General features: G+C 44.9%; 15 protein-coding genes. 9 read left to right on the top strand and 6 right to left on the bottom strand.

The genetic code is table 11. From position 1 onward, the window contains the following. Positions 1–53: 53 nt before the first annotated feature. From ACVBIU_RS10215 to ettA, 5 genes are all read right to left on the bottom strand, one after another. Positions 54–3,167, bottom strand: a complete 3,114-nt coding sequence (locus ACVBIU_RS10215; RefSeq protein WP_447163660.1) for a multidrug efflux RND transporter permease subunit — start codon at positions 3,165–3,167, stop codon at positions 54–56. After that, on the bottom strand, positions 3,168–4,283 hold the full coding sequence (locus tag ACVBIU_RS10220) for an efflux RND transporter periplasmic adaptor subunit (RefSeq protein ID WP_447163659.1): 1,116 nt from the start codon (positions 4,281–4,283) through the stop codon (positions 3,168–3,170). It lies immediately after the preceding gene. Between the two features lie 475 nt (positions 4,284–4,758). Beyond that, positions 4,759–5,853, bottom strand: a complete 1,095-nt coding sequence (locus tag ACVBIU_RS10225; protein ID WP_447163658.1) for a shewanella-like protein phosphatase — start codon at positions 5,851–5,853, stop codon at positions 4,759–4,761. A 92-nt stretch (positions 5,854–5,945) separates the two neighbouring features. After that, positions 5,946–7,139, bottom strand: a complete 1,194-nt coding sequence (locus ACVBIU_RS10230; RefSeq protein ID WP_447161891.1) for an acyltransferase family protein — start codon at positions 7,137–7,139, stop codon at positions 5,946–5,948. 338 nt (positions 7,140–7,477) lie between these two features. Beyond that, positions 7,478–9,145 carry an energy-dependent translational throttle protein EttA gene (ettA, locus tag ACVBIU_RS10235; protein ID WP_447161890.1) on the bottom strand — a complete coding sequence of 556 codons (1,668 nt, stop codon included), beginning with the start codon at positions 9,143–9,145 and terminating at the stop codon, positions 7,478–7,480. A gap of 279 nt (positions 9,146–9,424) precedes the next feature. Between ettA and glyA the strand changes: the two genes are divergently transcribed. From glyA to ACVBIU_RS10280, 9 genes are all read left to right on the top strand, one after another. Further along, positions 9,425–10,681: a serine hydroxymethyltransferase gene (gene glyA, locus ACVBIU_RS10240; protein ID WP_447161889.1), complete on the top strand. Its 1,257-nt coding sequence runs from the start codon at positions 9,425–9,427 to the stop codon at positions 10,679–10,681. A gap of 148 nt (positions 10,682–10,829) precedes the next feature. Continuing rightward, positions 10,830–11,279 (top strand): transcriptional regulator NrdR, encoded by a 450-nt coding sequence (gene nrdR, locus ACVBIU_RS10245; protein WP_012276315.1) that lies wholly within the window; start codon positions 10,830–10,832, stop codon positions 11,277–11,279. A 68-nt stretch (positions 11,280–11,347) separates the two neighbouring features. Then, positions 11,348–12,469 carry a bifunctional diaminohydroxyphosphoribosylaminopyrimidine deaminase/5-amino-6-(5-phosphoribosylamino)uracil reductase RibD gene (ribD, locus tag ACVBIU_RS10250; protein ID WP_447163657.1) on the top strand — a complete coding sequence of 374 codons (1,122 nt, stop codon included), beginning with the start codon at positions 11,348–11,350 and terminating at the stop codon, positions 12,467–12,469. 3 nt (positions 12,470–12,472) lie between these two features. After that, the gene (locus ACVBIU_RS10255) at positions 12,473–13,138 is read left to right on the top strand and encodes a riboflavin synthase (RefSeq protein ID WP_447161887.1); all 666 of its coding nucleotides are present in this window, start codon (positions 12,473–12,475) and stop codon (positions 13,136–13,138) included. Positions 13,139–13,287: 149 nt separating this feature from the next. Beyond that, on the top strand, positions 13,288–14,391 hold the full coding sequence (gene ribBA, locus ACVBIU_RS10260; RefSeq protein ID WP_447161886.1) for a bifunctional 3,4-dihydroxy-2-butanone-4-phosphate synthase/GTP cyclohydrolase II: 1,104 nt from the start codon (positions 13,288–13,290) through the stop codon (positions 14,389–14,391). 145 nt (positions 14,392–14,536) lie between these two features. Then, positions 14,537–15,013: a 6,7-dimethyl-8-ribityllumazine synthase gene (ribH, locus tag ACVBIU_RS10265; protein WP_447161885.1), complete on the top strand. Its 477-nt coding sequence runs from the start codon at positions 14,537–14,539 to the stop codon at positions 15,011–15,013. A gap of 14 nt (positions 15,014–15,027) precedes the next feature. Beyond that, positions 15,028–15,435 carry a transcription antitermination factor NusB gene (gene nusB / locus ACVBIU_RS10270; RefSeq protein ID WP_447161884.1) on the top strand — a complete coding sequence of 136 codons (408 nt, stop codon included), beginning with the start codon at positions 15,028–15,030 and terminating at the stop codon, positions 15,433–15,435. 179 nt (positions 15,436–15,614) lie between these two features. Then, positions 15,615–16,574 carry a thiamine-phosphate kinase gene (thiL, locus tag ACVBIU_RS10275; protein WP_447161883.1) on the top strand — a complete coding sequence of 320 codons (960 nt, stop codon included), beginning with the start codon at positions 15,615–15,617 and terminating at the stop codon, positions 16,572–16,574. Next, a complete protein-coding gene (locus tag ACVBIU_RS10280; protein WP_447161882.1) occupies positions 16,574–17,068 on the top strand; it encodes a phosphatidylglycerophosphatase A family protein in 495 nt (164 codons plus the stop codon). The genes thiL and ACVBIU_RS10280 overlap by 1 nt, the downstream gene beginning before the upstream one ends. A gap of 68 nt (positions 17,069–17,136) precedes the next feature. Here the strand turns inward: ACVBIU_RS10280 and recN are convergent, their stop codons facing one another. Further along, the gene (recN, locus tag ACVBIU_RS10285) at positions 17,137–18,798 is read right to left on the bottom strand and encodes a DNA repair protein RecN (RefSeq protein WP_447161881.1); all 1,662 of its coding nucleotides are present in this window, start codon (positions 18,796–18,798) and stop codon (positions 17,137–17,139) included. Positions 18,799–19,118: the final 320 nt, after the last annotated feature.

Here is a 19,118-nt window from a genome sequence, read left to right on the forward strand (position 1 = left end):
TAAACAAAAAGGAGCTCAATGAGCTCCTTTTTTACGCAAAACGGGAACTTACGCTATTGTTTTGCGGGGTTTGAATGCAGATGTTCTGCAATGGCTTTATCAAGTTGTGACTCGACAAAACCGGGTGATTTAGTTGCTCCAGAGATCAAGCGATACATAGCGGGGATCACTAGCAAGGTCACAAAGGTGGCAAAGGCCATGCCAAAGAACACCACTGTACCAACGGCTATCCGGCTTTCAGAGCCTGCTCCTGTAGACTGGATAAGCGGGATTGCGCCAATTAAGGTGGTAAAGGCTGTCATTAGAATCGGGCGCAAGCGTCTTACCGAGGCATCGATAATCGCTTGTTCGATCTCAAGACCTTTATCACGTAGCTGATTAGCAAATTCAACAATCAAAATACCATTTTTAGTTACCATGCCAATCAGCATTATCATGCCTATCTGGCTGTAAATATTCAGGCCTTGACCAGTTAAATACAAACCTAAGAAACCGCCAAATACTCCCATAGGAACAGTAAACATGACGACCAATGGGTTAATAAAGCTTTCAAACTGCGCGGCTAAAACAAGATAGGCTACCAGCAGAGCTAAACCAAAGACCATAAACACACTGCTTTGGTTTTCTTTAAAGTCTTTAGACTCGCCAGTATAGGCAACCGAAATATCGCTTGGCAGCATCTCAATGGCTTTCTGGTCAAGAAAGTCCAATGCCTGGCCTAACGTATAACCCTCACCTAAATTTGCCTTTAAGGTGATTGATTTCTGTTTATTGTTATGGCTTAGCTTTTGTGCTGACGCCACCTCTTCGATGTGGGTGATGGTGTCTAGGGTGATTAGTTCACCTTTGACTGAGCGCATATAGATTTGGCTTAAGTCTGCTACGTTACTAAAGCTGTTTTCGTTACCGCGAAGGTAAACATCGTATTCTTCACCGCGCTCAACAAAGGTGGTTTCACTGCGACCGCCGAGCATGATCTCTAAGGTTTCAGACACTTGGGCAACACTTATCCCAAGCTCTGCAGCGCGTTCTTTATCAACTGTGACCACAAGTTCCGGTGTGGTTTCTTTATAATCGATTTCAGGGCTTTCAAAGATTGGACTATAAAGTGCTTCCTCTTCTAAAGCTTGTGCCCATTTAAAGAGCTCTTGGTAATCACTGCCACCAAGTACAAACTGAACCGGTTCGCTCGAGCCACCTCTAAAACCGGGTAATAGCGGGCGCACCATAACATCGGGAATGCCTTTTAACGCGTTGGCAATGACACCTAGGGCTTGCTGCGCATTAACGGTTCTTTCGTTCCAGTCCTCAAGTTGAATGATGACAAAGCCTGTTTGATCACCTGCTCGGCCGCCAAAGGCTGGCGCTTGCACACTGAAAGACTTGACCACACCTTGGCCTAATAGCGGCATTAACTTATCTTCCGCTATCTCCATATTGGCTGCCATACGGTTATAACTGGTGCCTTCAGCGCCTTTAATAAAGGCAAAGATAACGCCTCTATCTTCTTGGGGGGCTAGCTGAGCGGGCACTTGCTGCATTAACCAGCCGCTACCTACAATGCAGGCAATAATGACCATGGGAGCGGCAACTCTAAATGACACTGCCTTACTTACCATCTTGCGGTAGGCGTGTTCTAGTTTGCTAAATATTGACTCAACCCAGAGGTTAAAGCGGTTTGGTTTAACGTTCGCTTTAAGTAACTTACTGCCTAATACCGGTGTTAAGGTTAGCGCAATAAGTGACGAGAACAGCACTGAGACCGCTAGCATTACCGAAAATTCGGTAAATAGCAGGCCGACCATACCCTCCATAAAGGAGATAGGTAGGAAAACCATGACCAGTACGGCGGTGGTTGCAATAACCGCAAAGCCGACTTCTCGAGTACCGTTATAGGCAGCCAAGAGAGGAGGCTCGCCCTTTTCAATATGGTGGAAGATATTTTCCACCACCACGATGGCATCATCGACCACAAGGCCAATAGAGAGGATAAGTGCCATGAGGGTGAGTAGGTTAATCGAATAACCCAACATATTGGCAGCAATAAAAGCTGAAATTAGTGACACAGGGACAGTCACTGCAGGAATTAACGTCGCCCTTGCTTGGCCGATAAAGATGTACAGTACTAAGACAACCAGCAAGGCCGTTACAGCTAAAGTACTAAACACTTCGTCAATTGAACGGTCAATAAACACTGTGGAGTCATAATCGACAATCAGTTTAGTGCCTTCGGGTAAGAATTTTTGAATACGCTCCACTTCTTTGTGGACGTCTTGAGCCACTTCAAGCGGATTGGCGTCAGACTGCGGTACAACGCCTAAGCTAATATTGACCACACCATCGCTTTTAAACGTTGAGTTTTCATTCATCGCACCAATAAATACATTGGCGACATCTTTAAGATAAATAGGTGTACCATCGGCTGCAGTGCGAATAACGAGGTAGTCAAAATCTTCAGGAGTTTGATACATACGCGCTGTGCGTACCGCCATCACGGTGGTGTCGTTTCGCACTTCACCGCCGGGTGTTTCAACGTTTTCTTTATTGAGCACGCTGACGATATCTGATGCGGTGACATTGCGGCCAGCCATTAGCTCAGGCTTAAGCTGTACATACATAACCTTGTACAAACCACCTGAGATATCAACACTGCTCACGCCAGAGATAAGGCTGAACCTATCTTCTAAAACACGCTGAGCGTAATCGGTCAACTGCGTTCTGTCCATGACAGATGAGCTTAAGTTGACGTAAACAGAAGGCTCTCCGGTACCGTTATCCTTTGATACGATAGGGTCGTTGGCTTCATCGGGAAGTCGGCGTTGTGCACGCGCTACCGCGTCACGAACGTCGCTGACCCCTTCGGTTAAATTCCATCCTAAAAGGAAGGTCACTGTAATACGTGACATGCCGTTTCGGGTCACCGACTCAATTTGGTCGACACCGCTAATACCGGTTAACTCGCCTTCAAGTGCGGTAGTAATTTGGCTTTCCATAATGGTTGCAGAAGCACCTTCATAGGTGGTCATAACGGTGACCACTGGGCTTTCTACATCGGGCATTTCACGCACGGCAAGCTTACTAAAGGATACCGCGCCAAATACACACAGTAATAGGCTTAAGACGATGGCGACAACAGGGCGTTTTACTGAAACATCAGACAACCACATTTAGATGCTTCCTCGTGCTTGTTGCTCTTTAGCCGTCTCTTTTGCATCTTCTTTGTGTGCTAGTGCAACGTCGGCTAAATCGTCTACGCGTAGCCCGTCACGCATATTGACTAAACCTTGTACAACGACTTTGTCACCAATGCTTAGTCCGCCGGTAATTAACACTTCATTTTCGATGCGAGCGCCAAGGGTCACTTTAGTGCGTTTGGCAATTCCGTTTTCGTCAATGACATACACAAAACGGTTAGTGCCTGAGTATTCAAGTGCTTGTACCGGAATGACGGGTTCAGACACACTTGGAAATAGCAGGGTTGCTGACATCATCATGCCCGGTTTTAGCTGCAGGTTTGGATTATTGAATTGCACTCTCACCCTAAGATTTAAGGTGTCTTGATTGACTCGTGAGTCAATGGCGATAACCTTGCCGATAAAGTCTGTATTTGGCCATGCACGGCTTTTGGCGCTGACTCTCATGCCAACGCTGAGTTGTGACAGGTGATTTTCCGGTACCTGCAGATCAAGACGCATGCTGGATAAGTCATCTAGGGTTAATAGCTCTGTACCTGCGGTGACCATTTTGCCTTGACTGAAATCAATCAGGCCTGCAGTGCCGGCAAATGGCGCAGTTAAATAGTGATAATCAAGGTCGGCCTGTGCGGCGGCTAAACGAGCGCTCGCCATATCGACACTGGCTTTTTGGGCGTCAATTTCAGTTTGGGTGATAGCATTTTTATCTATCAGTTTTAGAAACTCTTTTAACTTACGTTTTTCATCGGCTAAATAGGCGGCTGCCTCGGCAAGGGCTGCTTGTGCTTTTGCATCATCAAGCTGGATCAGTATCTGGCCGTTATCAATTTTTTGCTCTGTGCTGACTAGAATAGACTTTATCTTACCTGCAATTTGCGGGGCGATATAAACTGATTGCTCGGCATCAAGTTTACCGATTAAGGACAGCGACTGAGAAAGATCGTGTTGCTGAACAATGCCAGTAACGACTGGCACGGTGCGAACAGGTCTTTGTTTGAGATCTGTTCGTTTCGCTTCAGTCAGACTACTGAAGGTTATTGCGCCAGCAACAATCAATAATATAGGGATAAGAATATATGAGGATTTCATGAATGATTACTTACACAGCCAAAGTTGAGATTATTTTAGATAAAATTTCAACCTCATAGGGTAAAGCAATGTAAAGTAAAGAAAAGTAGAAGTTAATACTTTACCTTTTGTGAGTAATTCATTAGCAATTTTAACTTGCTGTAACCTTTGTTACGGCTTTTGCTAGGTTTGTATTTTATCGGTCGGTTAGCGGGGAAGGTTATCTATGAGCCAGGGAGCAGTAGTCGGTAAAGCTGAGGGATGGCAAAGAAGTTAAATTATGTGGGGTTAAATTAAGCGGAGTGAAGTTGATCATGACAGGGCTGTTGCTTAGCGATAGTTAACTGGCCAACATTCAAACTAAAGCTAACCAAGCATTAACTAGCAAACTTGGCTCTAGGTTCTAGGTTCTAGGTCCTAAGTTCTACGTTCTGCGCTCTAACTTAATGCACTGGTAGCAAACATGCCCCTAGTGCACTAGATCGCGAGTGAAAGGCTACAATGCTTGGCGAGAACCATCGAAAAGGCCTCGTACTAATTCATGATTTTCAATCAGTAACAACTCACCTTGCTTACCCCGCTTAATGCTACTATCGATGGCGATGACCTTATTGTTAAATAGTCCAAGTACCCGCTTTTGAGAAGTATGGCCAACGGTTATATGCTTGACGTTAAAATAAGCCAGTATTTTATCGAGTTCAGCTTCGGTAAAACTATCTTTAAAATAGCCTCGATACCAGGTTGGTCCATTGCCATAAAATAGAAAACTCAATAACTCATCTTGTTTTAGCTCAGCCTTAGGTCGACCTATGTTAGCGCGAAACAGACGATTCGCTTCCTCGATAGTTAACTGGCGCTCTAACCATTCACTGCTGATCCCGCCATGCATATATAGCACGTCATTAATCTTAACTAAGGTATTTTTACTTCTTAGCCACTGACCAATTTCGGTGTTATCCGCGTAAAGTTCATCGTTACTTCTGTTTAATAGTTTACTGGCTAGGTCGTAACGTTGATGCACGTATCTAAGATCGCCACCGAGTACCATCTGCTCATGGTTACCCATGAGTAGGTGCAGCATACCGCCAGCCGCTTTGGCTTGTCTGTCTAGCTGGTACATAAACCAAAGTACTTCGTTGATTTGGTCGCCGCGGTCAAACATGTCGCCTGTCATCACCATATGACCATCGCCAAAGGCCCAGTTATGATCGGCATCAATGATTTTTTGATTTTTTAGTAAGGTGATTAATACATCGTACTGGCCATGAACGTCACTGAGTGCGACCACTTTTTTTATACCGCTGTAGCTATCAGGCATGACCTGCTTTATGGCATGACTCAGTGTAGGTTGTGGTAGCTGACCGCAGTTATCTGGGCGTTTAAGTGTGCGCTCACTCACTCGAGTCGTTTTAAGTTCTGCATTACAGATCCAATAGGCGGTCTGTTCATGTGACTCTTGGCTGGCATTGGCCTTCTGATCAGTTGTGACTTCTTGGATCAGGTAGGGCCCATCAAATTGATAGTCTTCATTGGCGCTAAGCTGCGTTGACAGCAAGAGCAGCGTTGCGGCATAGAGTAGAGGTTTAAACATAATGTGGTAACTCTTAATATTAGTTATTTGTATCGATTGGTACTGTAACTTGCTTCTTTTTTTTATCGTTTTACTTGGGTGGTTCTTGCTACTTACCAGCCGATTAAATAGCGGCTACGTTTACTGAGTAGCTTTTTAATGATGATGGCAATCAAGTAAGAGATAGCTACAACCACTAAGGTGACGATTAAAGTGGTAAAGATATTACCTTGGCCATTTAATCCCAAAAAATCTGGGCTGTCATAGAGCATCCACCACGGCGTTGTTATCCATGGGTGGATAAAGTAAATCGCAAAACTGACTTCTGCTAGCTTTTGTAGTGGTGCAATCGAGATATGCTCAAACTTGTTCAAAATTGCCAGTATCACCAGCGTGAGTAAGATTTTTTGTGGCAGCATTAAGTCTGGCACTGTCATTTCAAATGGGGCTTTATTAAGCGTGCCTGCACCAAAGTATTGCGCCTGTATAAGCGCTAAGGCAATACCCGTGAGTAACATCGGCAGCCAATACTTATCGATAAACGGGAACAGTTTATCGCGATGCGCCGAGCCCCAAACTCCAAGCAGGTAGACGGGTAAGAAGTAGACTAAAGACTGAATCGCATTGAGGTTTGATATGGGGCGATGCACCATAATGGCAATGATTAAAAGCGGAATCGCGTAGTAGAGTACTTGCTGCTTTTTAATGAGATACATGACCCAAGGCGATAGGGCGAATAACATCATTCCCATTGGAATATACCAATAAGCGGTAAGGGTACGGCCAGTTATTACGTACCAGCTCGCCGCCGCTGCAGGGCCGGAAATATCTGCCATTTCCTTATGCATCATGGGGTCGGTTCCCACTGTGAGATGCCAAACAATCCAAGGCAGAGACAAAAGTAGATAAGGAAGGAAAACAAATTTAGTTTTGCTCTTCATATACTTTTTGTAGTCCCAGCGGTGATAAAACACATGGTGAAAAAGAAAGCCGGAAATAAACACGAAAAAGACCGTGCCATTCATCATTAAGTTAAACCAGGCTTTATCGGCAAAGGTTTCAATTTGCCAACCCGCTGGGCGATAGCAGTGCGCCATGACGATAAAGATAATCGCAATACCACGGAAGTGATTAATACTATTTAAAAAAGCTTTTGGCTTGCTAATGCTAGGTGTGACGTCTGTTTCTGCTGTGACAGTTTCTTCAGTAACTTTATTTTCCCTAATTTGGTTTTCCCTAATAAGGGACCCAGCGGGCTCTGTCTTCAGCTTATCGGCCGTTACTGCGGGCTGCTGTTTGTCATCCATTGCTTTGCTCGTCCATAAATGTTCGTCGTTTAATATATCGAGTGCACGACTTGTTGTTTTTAATTGGCTATTTTATACCAATGGATATCTTCGCATAATTAGCAGGTATTTTGTTACGCAGTTGAAAAATATTTATTAGCCATCTATTTATTAGATGACTGTTCATTAGGTTCATTAGGTTCATTAGGTTCATTAGGTTCATTAGGTTCATTAGGTAGCTATTTATTAGGTGGCCACTTATTCGCTAGCTGCTGAGGAAGGCGGGAGTATACTTAACGGGACAAGTAGATAATAAAAAGGAGGCCAATGAGGCCTCCTTGTTTAATCGAGTGTAAGAATTATTTAACCATGCGCTTATACTTCAAGCGATGTGGCTCAACAACATCAGTACCCATAGTTTCTTTCAACCATGTTGAGTACTCGGTGTAGTTACCCTCATAGAAGTTCACCTTGCCCTCATCACGGTAATCTAGGATATGGGTCGCGATTCTATCGAGGAACCAACGGTCGTGCGAAATCACCATGGCACAACCAGGGAATTCAAGTAACGCTTCCTCTAGTGCACGTAAGGTTTCAACGTCCAAATCGTTGGTTGGTTCATCGAGTAGCAGTACGTTACCGCCAGCTTGTAGAAGCTTAGCTAAATGCACACGATTACGTTCACCACCTGATAGGCTGCCGATAATCTTTTGCTGATCGCCACCACGGAAGTTAAAGCGGCCTACATAGGCACGGCTTGGAATTTCGGTGTTGTTGATGCGCATGATATCTTGGCCATCAGAGATCTCTTGCCAAACCGTGTTCTTGTCATTCATTGAATCACGGAATTGCTCAACAGAAGCGATTTGTACAGATTCGCCTAACTCAACGCTGCCGCTGTCTGGCTGCTCTGCACCTGAAATCATCTTAAATAGCGTTGATTTACCCGCGCCGTTAGCACCGATAATACCAACGATAGCGCCTTTTGGTACTGAGAAAGTCAAGTCGTCAATCAGTACACGGTCGCCATAAGATTTAGTCAGGTTAGTGATTTCAATAACCTTGTCACCTAAGCGTGGTCCTGGTGGAATAAATAGCTCGTTGGTCTCGTTACGCTTTTGGTAGTCGTTAGTATTAAGCTCTTCAAAGCGAGCCATACGCGCCTTACCTTTAGACTGACGGCCTTTAGCCCCTTGGCGCACCCATTCAAGTTCTTTGGCAATTGTTTTTTGACGCGCGCTTTCTGTGGCAGATTCTTGGGTTAGACGGGCATCTTTTTGCTCAAGCCAAGATGAGTAGTTACCTTCCCATGGAATACCTTCACCACGGTCAAGTTCTAAAATCCAACCAGCGGCATTATCAAGGAAGTATCTATCGTGGGTAATGGCCACAACGGTACCAGTGTACTCTTGTAAGAAGCGCTCTAACCAGGCTACCGATTCGGCATCCAAGTGGTTGGTTGGTTCGTCGAGCAACAGCATGTCTGGCTTTTCAAGCAGTAAGCGACAAATTGCCACACGGCGGCGTTCACCACCTGAAAGCACTTCAATTTTCTCATCCCAATCAGGAAGACGTAGTGCGTTCGCTGCGCGATCTAGCACAACATCCAGATTGTGAGCATCTTGCGATTGAATAATGGCTTCTAACTGGCCCTGCTCTTTAGCAAGGGCGTCAAAGTCAGCATCGGGCTCGGCATAAAGCGCGTAAACTTCGTCTAAACGTACCAGTGCATTTTTGGCTTCGGCCACGGCTTCTTCAACCGCTTCACGTACAGTTTGGTTTGGATCAAGTTTTGGTTCCTGCGGTAAGTAACCAATTTTTAGGTCCTGCATTGGGCGCGCTTCGCCCTCAATTTCAGTATCCAAGCCCGCCATAATGCGCAGTAGGGTGGATTTACCTGAGCCGTTTAAGCCTAAGACACCGATTTTTGCGCCAGGGAAAAAGCTTAATGAAATATCTTTTAAGATCTGTTTTTTAGGCGGGACAATCTTGCCCACTCTAAGCATGCTATATACAAATTGAGCCATGTTATTTCTCTTTGATTGTATTTTTTCTACGTTGATTGGCGGCAATTCTACTTGATTCGATACAGAACTTAAATCTGAATTCGAGCAGTTTCATTCACAGTTAACGCATAAATCTGTTAGCTAGGTATTGGTGGTTATTTATACCGATTAGTGCTTTTTACGAAACTCTCTCATCTAGAAATGCAAGTAATTTCATGTTGTAAATACTGGGATTGTGATCGAATGCGCTGTATCATACCGCGCAACCCTACTAGAAGAATTTTACAGCTGGAGTGAGTAATGCTGAAAAAAGATATGAATATCGCGGATTACGATCCACAACTATTTGCAGCAATTGAAGATGAAACGCGTCGTCAAGAAGAGCACATCGAACTCATTGCTTCAGAAAACTACACTAGTCCTCGTGTTATCGAAGCTCAAGGTACACAGCTAACTAACAAGTACGCTGAAGGTTACCCAGGTAAGCGTTACTACGGTGGTTGTGAGCATGTAGATATCGTTGAAGAATTAGCTATCTCGCGCGCTAAAGAGCTATTTGGCGCTACATACGCTAACGTTCAGCCACACTCTGGCTCACAAGCAAACGCAGCTGTGTTTATGGCATTGCTACAAGGTGGCGATACCGTTTTAGGCATGAGTCTAGCCCACGGTGGTCACTTAACTCACGGTTCTCATGTGAGCTTCTCTGGCAAGCTATACAATGCTGTTCAGTACGGTATCGATGAATCAACAGGTAAGATTGATTACGCTGAAGTTGAGCGTCTTGCTTTTGAGCACAAGCCTAAGATGATTATTGCGGGTTTCAGCGCATATTCGGGCATTGTTGATTGGGGTAAATTCCGTGAAATCGCTGATAAAGTAGGTGCATACCTGTTTGTTGATATGGCGCATGTTGCAGGTTTAGTTGCCGCGGGGATCTACCCGAGCCCTATGCCACACGCTCACGTTGTGACAACAACAACGCATAAGACACTGGCTGGCCCACGTGGCGGCTTGATCTTATCTGCGATTAACGATGAAGATATCTACAAAAAGCTAAACTCTGCGGTATTCCCAGGCGGCCAGGGTGGTCCTTTAATGCACGTTATTGCTGCTAAAGCCGTTGCATTTAAAGAAGCACTAGACCCTGAGTTCACGACTTACCAAGAGCAAGTGGTTGTTAACGCTAAAGCGATGGCGCGTACGTTCATTGAACGTGGCTATGATGTGGTATCTGGTGGTACTGAAAACCACCTATTCTTGCTTGATTTAATCAGCAAGGACATCACAGGTAAAGATGCTGATGCCGCTCTTGGCAATGCTAACATTACCGTTAACAAGAACTCTGTACCAAACGACCCTCGCTCACCATTTGTGACCTCTGGTCTGCGTATCGGTTCACCTGCAATTACCCGTCGTGGATTTGGTGAAGAAGAATCAGTGCTGTTAACTAACTGGATGTGTGACATCTTAGATGACATTTCAGATCTTGCCGTTAGCGAACGCGTTAAGAGTCAGGTTCTGGAATTGTGCGCTAAGTTCCCTGTTTACGGTTAACCTTAAGCGTTTAATCAGGTAGACTCCTATGGCCGCATTTATGCGGCCATTTTTGTTATTATTCGAGCATACTTTTGATTCGAGCCTACTTTCTGAGGTTTTGCTAAATTCAGTGAGTGAAACTACCTAATTTCTAACCGGAGGCTAAATGCATTGTCCATTTTGCAGCGCAACTGACACAAAAGTGATTGATTCGCGATTAGTCGCTGACGGCCATCAGGTTCGTCGACGTAGAGAGTGTGTTCAATGCCATGAACGTTTTACTACCTTTGAAGGTGCCGAGCTTGTGATGCCTCGCGTAGTGAAACAAGATGGCAGTCGCCAGCCGTTTGATGAAGAAAAATTACGTGGTGGCATGTTAAGAGCCGTAGAGAAAAGACCTGTGTCTATGGATCAAATTGAACAGGCATTAACTAAGATTAAATCGACTTTACGCGCGACCGGTGAGCGTGAAGTTAAATCAGAAATGATAGGTAATCTGATGATGGACCACTTAGTCAACTTAGATAAAGTTGCCTATATTCGTTTTGCTTCTGTCTATCGTGCCTTTGAAGATGTTTCAGAGTTTGGTGATGCAATCGCTAAACTGCAAAAATAACCTATGCTACATGGGCTAAGCCAACCGCTTAGTCCTCAAACAATCGAACAATCGGAATTGCCGCCATTATGTGGTCTATCGAAGACAGTCAAATGATGAGCCTGGCCATTGAATTGGCACAAAAGGGCATTTACACCACTCGTCCAAATCCTTGTGTTGGCAGCGTTATCGTCAAAGATGGCGAAATTGTTGGCGAAGGCTACCATATTCGTGCTGGCGGTCCTCACGCCGAAGTTTACGCCTTAAATATGGCTGGAATCGATGCCAAAGGGGCTACCGCCTATGTCACGCTAGAACCTTGCAGCCACTATGGCCGTACGCCTCCTTGTGCTAAAGCATTAATCGAGCACGGTGTAAGCCGTGTTGTCATTGCCGTTACCGACCCCAATCCACAAGTGTCTGGTCGTGGCATTGCCATGCTGCGAGAGGCTGGCATTCAAGTCGATGTGGGCTTGATGACCGAAGAAGCGAAGCAAGTTAACCTAGGCTTTTTAAAGCGAATGGAGAAAGGCTTGCCGTGGGTCACGGTTAAGCTTGCTGCGAGTATCGATGGTAAGACTGCGCTGTCTAATGGTGTGTCAAAATGGATAACGGGACCTGAAGCGCGCAGCGACGTTCAGCGGCTTCGTGCGCGCCATTGTGCATTGGTCACAGGTGTTGAGACGATACTTGCTGATGATCCGAGCCTCAATGTGCGTCATAGCGAATTAGGCTCGCTTGCACACCAGTTAGCACCAGCAGAAATTCATCAACCACTGCGGGTAGTATTAGACAGTCAAGCACGCCTTGGCGCTGAGCTAAACTTATTTAACACAACAAGCCCTACTTTGTTGGTGTCGACAATCGCGTACCCCGAGAATGTGAAAGCAGCTTGGCCAGCTCATGTGACTCATCAAATTTTGCCCGCGGTTGATTCTCGTATTGACCTGCAAGCCTTGTTGGGTTTATTGGGGGAGAGTTGTAACTCAGTACTCGTTGAAGCTGGGGCAACACTCGCAGGGGCCTTTGTTAACCAAGAGCTTGCAGATGAAATCGTGCTGTATCAAGCGATGAAAATCTTAGGCTCTCATGGGCGTAATTTGCTCGCGCTAGATGATTTTCAAGCCATGATGGACATACCGCGCCTCAACCTAATCGATGAGCGCAAAGTGGGTAAAGACACCCGCTTAACGTTAAGAGTGAGTAATTAGTTTATGTTTACTGGGATTATTGAGTCAGTTGGTCACTTAAGAAAAGTGCAGCGCCGTGGTGATGATATTCGTTTAACCGTCGCCAGCGGAAAACTGGATTTGTCAGATGTTAAACTTGGCGACAGTATTGCCACCAATGGTGTGTGTTTAACCGTTGTTGAGTTAATGAGCGACGGTTATGTGGCAGATATTTCAGCCGAAACAGTCAATTTGACGGGGTTCTCTCATTATCAGGTTGGAAAAGCCGTTAACCTTGAAAAAGCCGTTACCCCCACAACCCGTTTAGGTGGGCATATGGTCAGTGGTCATGTTGATGGTATTGCCCATGTGGACGACAGACAGTTTCGGGGCCAAGCGATTGAGTTTTGGCTAACACCACCTGTAGAACTGGGCCGCTATATCGCCCATAAAGGTTCAATTACAATCGATGGTGTGAGCTTAACCGTTAATGAAGTGCAAGGGCATAGATTTAGGCTGACCATAGTGCCGCACACTGCAGGTGAAACGACCTTAGTGGATTTGAAGGCCGGCGACAACGTTAATATTGAAGTGGACTTGATAGCCCGTCATTTAGAAAGGCTAATGAGTTACGGCACCCAAGAGCAAGAGAGCAGCCCCAAGTCAGAAGTGACTATGGAATTGTTAGCTCGCTCAGGTTTTTTACGATAAAGACTGGCTTAAGGCGGATTTGACGATTAAATTTGTCTTAATTAAGTCTATATACAATCAAGAATAATCATTACATTAGATACTGGTTTAAGTTCATCGTTATTGACGCATGTAACTTAGAATACAGTGAGAAAAATAAAGGTCTGAACATGGCGTTACATAGTATAGAAGAGATCATCGAAGATATTCGTCTAGGTAAGATGGTGATCTTGATGGATGACGAAGACAGAGAAAATGAAGGCGATCTGATCATGGCTGCCGACATGGTGACGCCTGAAGCTGTGAATTTCATGGCGACATTTGGCCGTGGCCTTATCTGCCAAACATTGACTAAAGCGCGCTGTCAGCAGCTTAACTTACCTTTGATGGTCACTAACAACAATGCCCAGTTTTCGACTAACTTTACCGTTTCAATCGAAGCGGCCGAGGGCGTAACCACGGGCATTTCGGCGCAAGACCGTGCAGTAACCGTGCTTGCGGCGGTGGGTAAAGATGCAAAGCCATCGGATATCGTGCAGCCTGGCCACATCTTCCCGCTAATGGCGCAAGAAGGTGGCGTACTTATTCGTGCTGGCCACACTGAAGCGGGCTGTGATTTAGCGCGCCTAGCAGGTTTTGAAGCATCATCGGTCATTGTTGAAATTCTTAATGATGACGGCACCATGGCCCGTCGCCCTGATCTTGAAATCTTCGCGAAAAAGCATGGCTTGAAGATGGGCACGATTGCCGACCTTATCGAATACCGTAACACCAAAGAAACCAGTGTTGTTCGTGAAGCGAAATGTAAGTTGCCAACTCGTTTTGGCGAGTTTGAAATGCTGACTTACCGCGATACAATCGATAACCAGTTGCATCATGTATTAGTTAAAGGCGACGTTACCGAAAACACATTAGTACGTGTGCATCTACAAAACACCTTCAATGATTTATTGCATTCAGAGCGTGATCAGCAGCGTAGCTGGCCATTAGAGAAAGCGATGGAGCGCATTAGCAATGAGGGTGGCGTGTTGGTGTTATTGGGTAATCATGAGCACAGCAGCGATATTCTAGCCAAAGTTAAAGCTTTTGAAGCTGAAGATAACGGTAGCACACCTGTTGCTGCACAATGGCAAGGTACGTCTCGCCAAGTGGGTGTAGGCTCACAAATTCTTGCGGATGTGGGCGTAACAAAGATGCGTTTATTAAGCTCGCCAAAGCGCTATCATTCTCTTTCAGGCTTTGGTTTAGAAGTAACTGAATATATTGCAGAATAAATGCTGGCCTCAGGTTGATTGTCAGTCTGAGGCTTAAATTCACACTTTTCTTATTAATTGCATAGCGATCAGTGCGGAGTGCTGTGGTATCATACCGCCTCTTCCGTCCCTATGCTGGGTAATTAAGCTAATTTAGGTAAGATAAATGAACGTAGTTCAAGGTAATATCGAATCGAAAAACGCCAAAGTTGCGATCGTAGTTTCACGTTTTAACAGTTTTCTTGTTGATAGTTTACTCGATGGCGCGGTTGACACTCTTAAGCGTTTTGGCCAAGTTGCAGATGACAATATCACTGTAGTTAAAGTGCCTGGCGCTGTTGAACTGCCACTCGCTGCACGCCGCGTCGCGGCTAGCGGAAAATTTGACGGTATCATCGCACTAGGTGCGGTTATCCGTGGTGGTACACCTCATTTCGATTTTGTTGCAGGTGAATGTAATAAAGGTTTGGCTCAAGTAGCACTTGAGTTTGATATTCCCGTTGCATTTGGCGTTTTAACCACAGATACCATTGAACAAGCTATTGAGCGTTCGGGTACTAAAGCAGGTAACAAAGGCGGCGAAGCTGCACTTGGTCTGCTAGAAATGGTTAACGTTCTGCAAGCACTTGAAGAACAGCTGTAATTTAGGACAATTTAATGAAGCCTTCAGAGCGCCGTAAGGCCCGCCGTTTAGCCGTTCAGGCCATTTACTCATGGCAGCTAAGTGGTAACAATATTGCTGATGTTGAGCATGAGTTTCTAACAGAACAAGTTATTGATGGCGTCGATATCGCTTACTTTCGTGAGCTATTAGGTGGCGTTGCAACAAAGAAGAGTCAATTGGATGAGTTAATCACTCCATTCTTGACTCGTCCACTTGATGAAGTGGACCCAGTTGAAAAAGCGATTGTACGTCTAGCAACTTATGAACTGACATTCCGCAAGGATGTGCCTTATAAGGTAGCGATTAACGAAGCTATCGAGCTTGCAAAAGCATTCGGCGCAGAAGATGGACATAAGTTTGTTAACGGCATTCTCGATAAGCTGGTAGCACGCAATAGATAGTTAATAGAAACGGCATCCTAGGATGCCGTTTTTGTTAGATCTGACAGTGGGATAAGAACAGTCCATGCATTTTCCACCTGAGCAAAGCGCAGTAATTCCTAATCTTTGCTAGCGTGACGGCCTGATTTACACTTACCTTATTTATCCCTGAATCCTTCCTCTAATTTGTGATTGGTATTGTGAAAGAATTTCAATTAATCGAAAGTTTTTTTACTGGGCGCGCTCAGTCTCGCAAAGACGTTGTTATTGGTATTGGCGATGATTGCGCCATAGTTAAGCCAGCAGAAAATAAGTCTATTGCCATCTCGTGTGACACTTTAGTTGAAAATGTACACTTTTTCCCTGATATGCCAGCTAAAGAGCTTGGCTATAAGTCGCTTGCAGTAAACTTATCTGATTTGGCGTCAATGGGCGCAGAACCTGCTTGGATGACCTTAGCACTGACCTTACCCGAGGTTGATGAGGCTTGGCTCGCTGACTTTAGTGCGGGCTTGTTTGAGATAGCAGAATATTATGGTGTCGCACTTATCGGTGGCGACACCACACGCGGTCCACGCTCTATCACCATCACTATTAATGGTCAGGTACCTAGAGGCAGCGGGCTGACTCGTAGTGGTGCTAAAAATGGTGATTGGATTTATGTAACAGGAAATCTAGGGGACTCAGCACTAGGCTTAGATCTTCTGCGTAATAAAGCTGAGGCGAACATCGATGACAGAGCGTATCTGATAAACCGTCATTACAGGCCTACTCCGCGGGTGCTAGCTGGGCAATCACTGCGCACACTTGCCTCAAGCGCCATTGATATCTCTGATGGACTCATATCAGATATTCAACATGTGCTTAAAAGCTCACAAGTTGGCGCTATCATTAATGTCGATAATATCCCAATGTCTGCACAGCTTAAACGTAATACGTCAGCTGAGATGGCACTAAGCTATGCATTAACCGGTGGTGAAGATTATGAGCTATTATTCACCGTTCCAGAAGCTCAAAAAGGTGCGCTAGAGATATCACTCGTTGAATCGGGTGTGAAATTTACCCAGATTGGACAAGTATGTACTGGCGGGCAATTACAATTGCTTAGTGGAAATCAGCCATTTGAACCTATTAATTTGGGCTTTGAGCACTTTAACTAATGAATTTACTCTCTAAAGATCCTGTACTAGCTAAGCTTTCATTAAAAAATCCTATCCACTTTTTGGCTTTAGGATTTGGCTCTGGGCTCGCGGCAAAAGCGCCGGGTACTTTTGGCACTATCGCTGCCATTCCACTTTATTTACTCATGGCACCTTTGAGTTTGCCTTGGTATATCGGATTGACTGTTATCTGTATGCTTGCGGGTTTTTACATCTGTGATAAAGCATCAAAAGATATGGGCGTGCATGACCATGGTGCGATTGTTTGGGATGAGGTAGTCGGATTGTTGATCACCATGATTGCCGCACCAGCAGGGTGGCAGTGGTTGGCTATTGGTTTTCTACTGTTTCGTTTATTCGATATCTTAAAGCCATGGCCCATTCGTTGGCTTGATGCTAAGGTTCATGGCGGTTTTGGTATTATGATTGACGATGTGCTTGCGGGTATTTTTTCGCTACTTTGTTTACAAGGTTTAGCTTACTACTTTGCTTGATAGCTGTTTAAAGAATAAAAAATGCAGAGCTTAGCTCTGCATTTTTGTTTTACTCGCTAAAAAAGAGATTAGCTAAGCAGGAGTTCCTTTGCGTTCGCCAGAGTATTGCTGGTGATGGTGTCGCCACCTAATAGACGTGCGAGCTCTTCAATGCGCTGAGTTTTATCGAGCGTCACCATTGAGGTCTCCGTTTTGCCGGCCTTACTGCTCTTATTAACGAACATATGTTGATGGCCATTACCTGCAACCTGAGGCAAATGAGTCACACAAAATACCTGTGTTGATCCACCAAGACTTCTAAGCATACGACCAACAACGGCAGCTGTCGGCCCTGAAATACCGACGTCGACCTCATCAAAAATCAAGGTTGGAGTTGAGACCTTCTTAGCGGTGATCACCTGAATACCTAAACCAATACGTGACAGTTCACCACCCGATGCCACTTTGGCAATTGGCTGCAGAGGCTGACCAGGGTTAGTTGAAACTAAAAACTCAATATTGTCACAACCCGTTGGCGTAACAACAGCCTCGTTAAAATTCACCGCAATAGTAAACTTGCCCTTAGGCATGTTGAGCTCATGGATAGACTGAGTCACTTGCTTATCAAGCTCTTTAGCGTAGCGGCTGCGGCTTTGACTGAGTTTTTTAGCATGCTGTAAATAGGCTGCCTGGCTTGCTCTTAGTTGCTCACGTATATCGTCAAGTTTGTCGTCATCAGAGCCTAAATCCATGAGTTCATCTAATAGACTTTGGTGATGTTTATAGAGTTCGTTACCTGATACTTGATGTTTACGCGCAAGTTGCATAGCTTTTGAGAGTCGCAGCTCTAAGTGAGCGAAGTATTCTGGATCGAGCTCTAAGCCATCTAAGTAGCGTTCAAGTTCACTGCTACTCTCCTGCACTTGGATCAGCGCATCGTTAAGCATAGCCACGACATTACCCAGTTCAGGATCGTAGCTTTCGAGATCTTGCCCTTGGCTGATACTGGTATTTAGCAGTGATTCAACACAGCCTTCATCACAGTCTTGCAGAATGTGTAGTTGGCTACGGCAAAGCTCGATAAGCGCGGTGCTGTTCGCCAGCTTCTTGTGCTCGGCTTCAATAGACTCAAATTCACCTTCATTAATGGCAAACTCGTTTAGCTCTTCAACCTGATATTGCAGCAACTGCTTTCGAGCTAAGCGTTCTTGCTGGGACATTTCTAATAGGTGTAGCTGTTTTTCGATTGTCTTACATCTATGGTAGCTGGCGGTCACACCGTCGAGCAGCATCTTATGGTTAGCATAGCTATCTAATAGAGTGAGTTGATGTTCACTTTTTAACATGGCGTGGTGGGCATGTTGACCGTGAATACCAATTAATAGTTGTCCTAGCGACTTGATTTGCACTAAGGGAACGGGGTTACCGTTTATGTAGGCGCGTGAGCGGCCGTCACTGCTAATCGTGCGGCGTAAGATGCATTCATCATCAAGTTCAAGATCGTTATCTTCAAGCCAGCGTTTAGCGGCTGGAGTATCATCTAATAAAAAGCGGGCACTTACTTCGGCCTTAGTGGCACCAGGTCTAATGCTATTCGCGTCGGCTCGATTACCTAAACAAAGGCCAAGGGCATCGATAGCAATCGATTTCCCCGCGCCAGTCTCACCAGTAATACTGGTCATACCGGCTTTAAAGTCGAGTTCCAAAAAACGCACAATAGCAAAGTTGTTGATGCTGAGTTGGCAAAGCATAGTGATGTCCTTTTCAAAACACTGTATTGATAAACAGTATATACTGTTTTTATGTACAGTAAATACCTGGTTGGTAAATCAATCGATTTGATTGCATTTATGGGACGCTGTTTCAAATGGAATGAATCTGACAAATAGCCACTTTTAAGAGTTTAGAAATAAAGTATCTATTTTTCAATGTGGTAAGATGAGCTGCATCATAGCGATAGGCCATGTATGTCTGTTTTAGGTTGTACCCCAGTTATGGCTATCTATGGCATTTTAGACGGTATAAACAGTTTTCGATTGCAGTAAGTTGAATTTATTATGTGAATAGCGGC

The organism is Shewanella sp. 30m-14 (assembly GCF_052977125.1).

Excerpts from the sequence above, each read along its gene's own strand:
- ACVBIU_RS10215 (WP_447163660.1), bottom strand. The coding sequence starts at position 3,167 with ATGTGGTTGTCTGATGTTTCAGTAAAACGCCCTGTTGTCGCCATCGTC.
- ACVBIU_RS10220 (WP_447163659.1), bottom strand. The coding sequence starts at position 4,283 with ATGAAATCCTCATATATTCTTATCCCTATATTATTGATTGTTGCTGGC.
- ACVBIU_RS10225 (WP_447163658.1), bottom strand. The coding sequence starts at position 5,853 with ATGTTTAAACCTCTACTCTATGCCGCAACGCTGCTCTTGCTGTCAACG.
- ACVBIU_RS10230 (WP_447161891.1), bottom strand. The coding sequence starts at position 7,139 with ATGGATGACAAACAGCAGCCCGCAGTAACGGCCGATAAGCTGAAGACA.
- ettA (WP_447161890.1), bottom strand. The coding sequence starts at position 9,145 with ATGGCTCAATTTGTATATAGCATGCTTAGAGTGGGCAAGATTGTCCCG.
- glyA (WP_447161889.1), top strand. The coding sequence starts at position 9,425 with ATGCTGAAAAAAGATATGAATATCGCGGATTACGATCCACAACTATTT.
- nrdR (WP_012276315.1), top strand. The coding sequence starts at position 10,830 with ATGCATTGTCCATTTTGCAGCGCAACTGACACAAAAGTGATTGATTCG.
- ribD (WP_447163657.1), top strand. The coding sequence starts at position 11,348 with ATGTGGTCTATCGAAGACAGTCAAATGATGAGCCTGGCCATTGAATTG.
- ACVBIU_RS10255 (WP_447161887.1), top strand. The coding sequence starts at position 12,473 with ATGTTTACTGGGATTATTGAGTCAGTTGGTCACTTAAGAAAAGTGCAG.
- ribBA (WP_447161886.1), top strand. The coding sequence starts at position 13,288 with ATGGCGTTACATAGTATAGAAGAGATCATCGAAGATATTCGTCTAGGT.
- ribH (WP_447161885.1), top strand. The coding sequence starts at position 14,537 with ATGAACGTAGTTCAAGGTAATATCGAATCGAAAAACGCCAAAGTTGCG.
- nusB (WP_447161884.1), top strand. The coding sequence starts at position 15,028 with ATGAAGCCTTCAGAGCGCCGTAAGGCCCGCCGTTTAGCCGTTCAGGCC.
- ACVBIU_RS10280 (WP_447161882.1), top strand. The coding sequence starts at position 16,574 with ATGAATTTACTCTCTAAAGATCCTGTACTAGCTAAGCTTTCATTAAAA.
- recN (WP_447161881.1), bottom strand. The coding sequence starts at position 18,798 with ATGCTTTGCCAACTCAGCATCAACAACTTTGCTATTGTGCGTTTTTTG.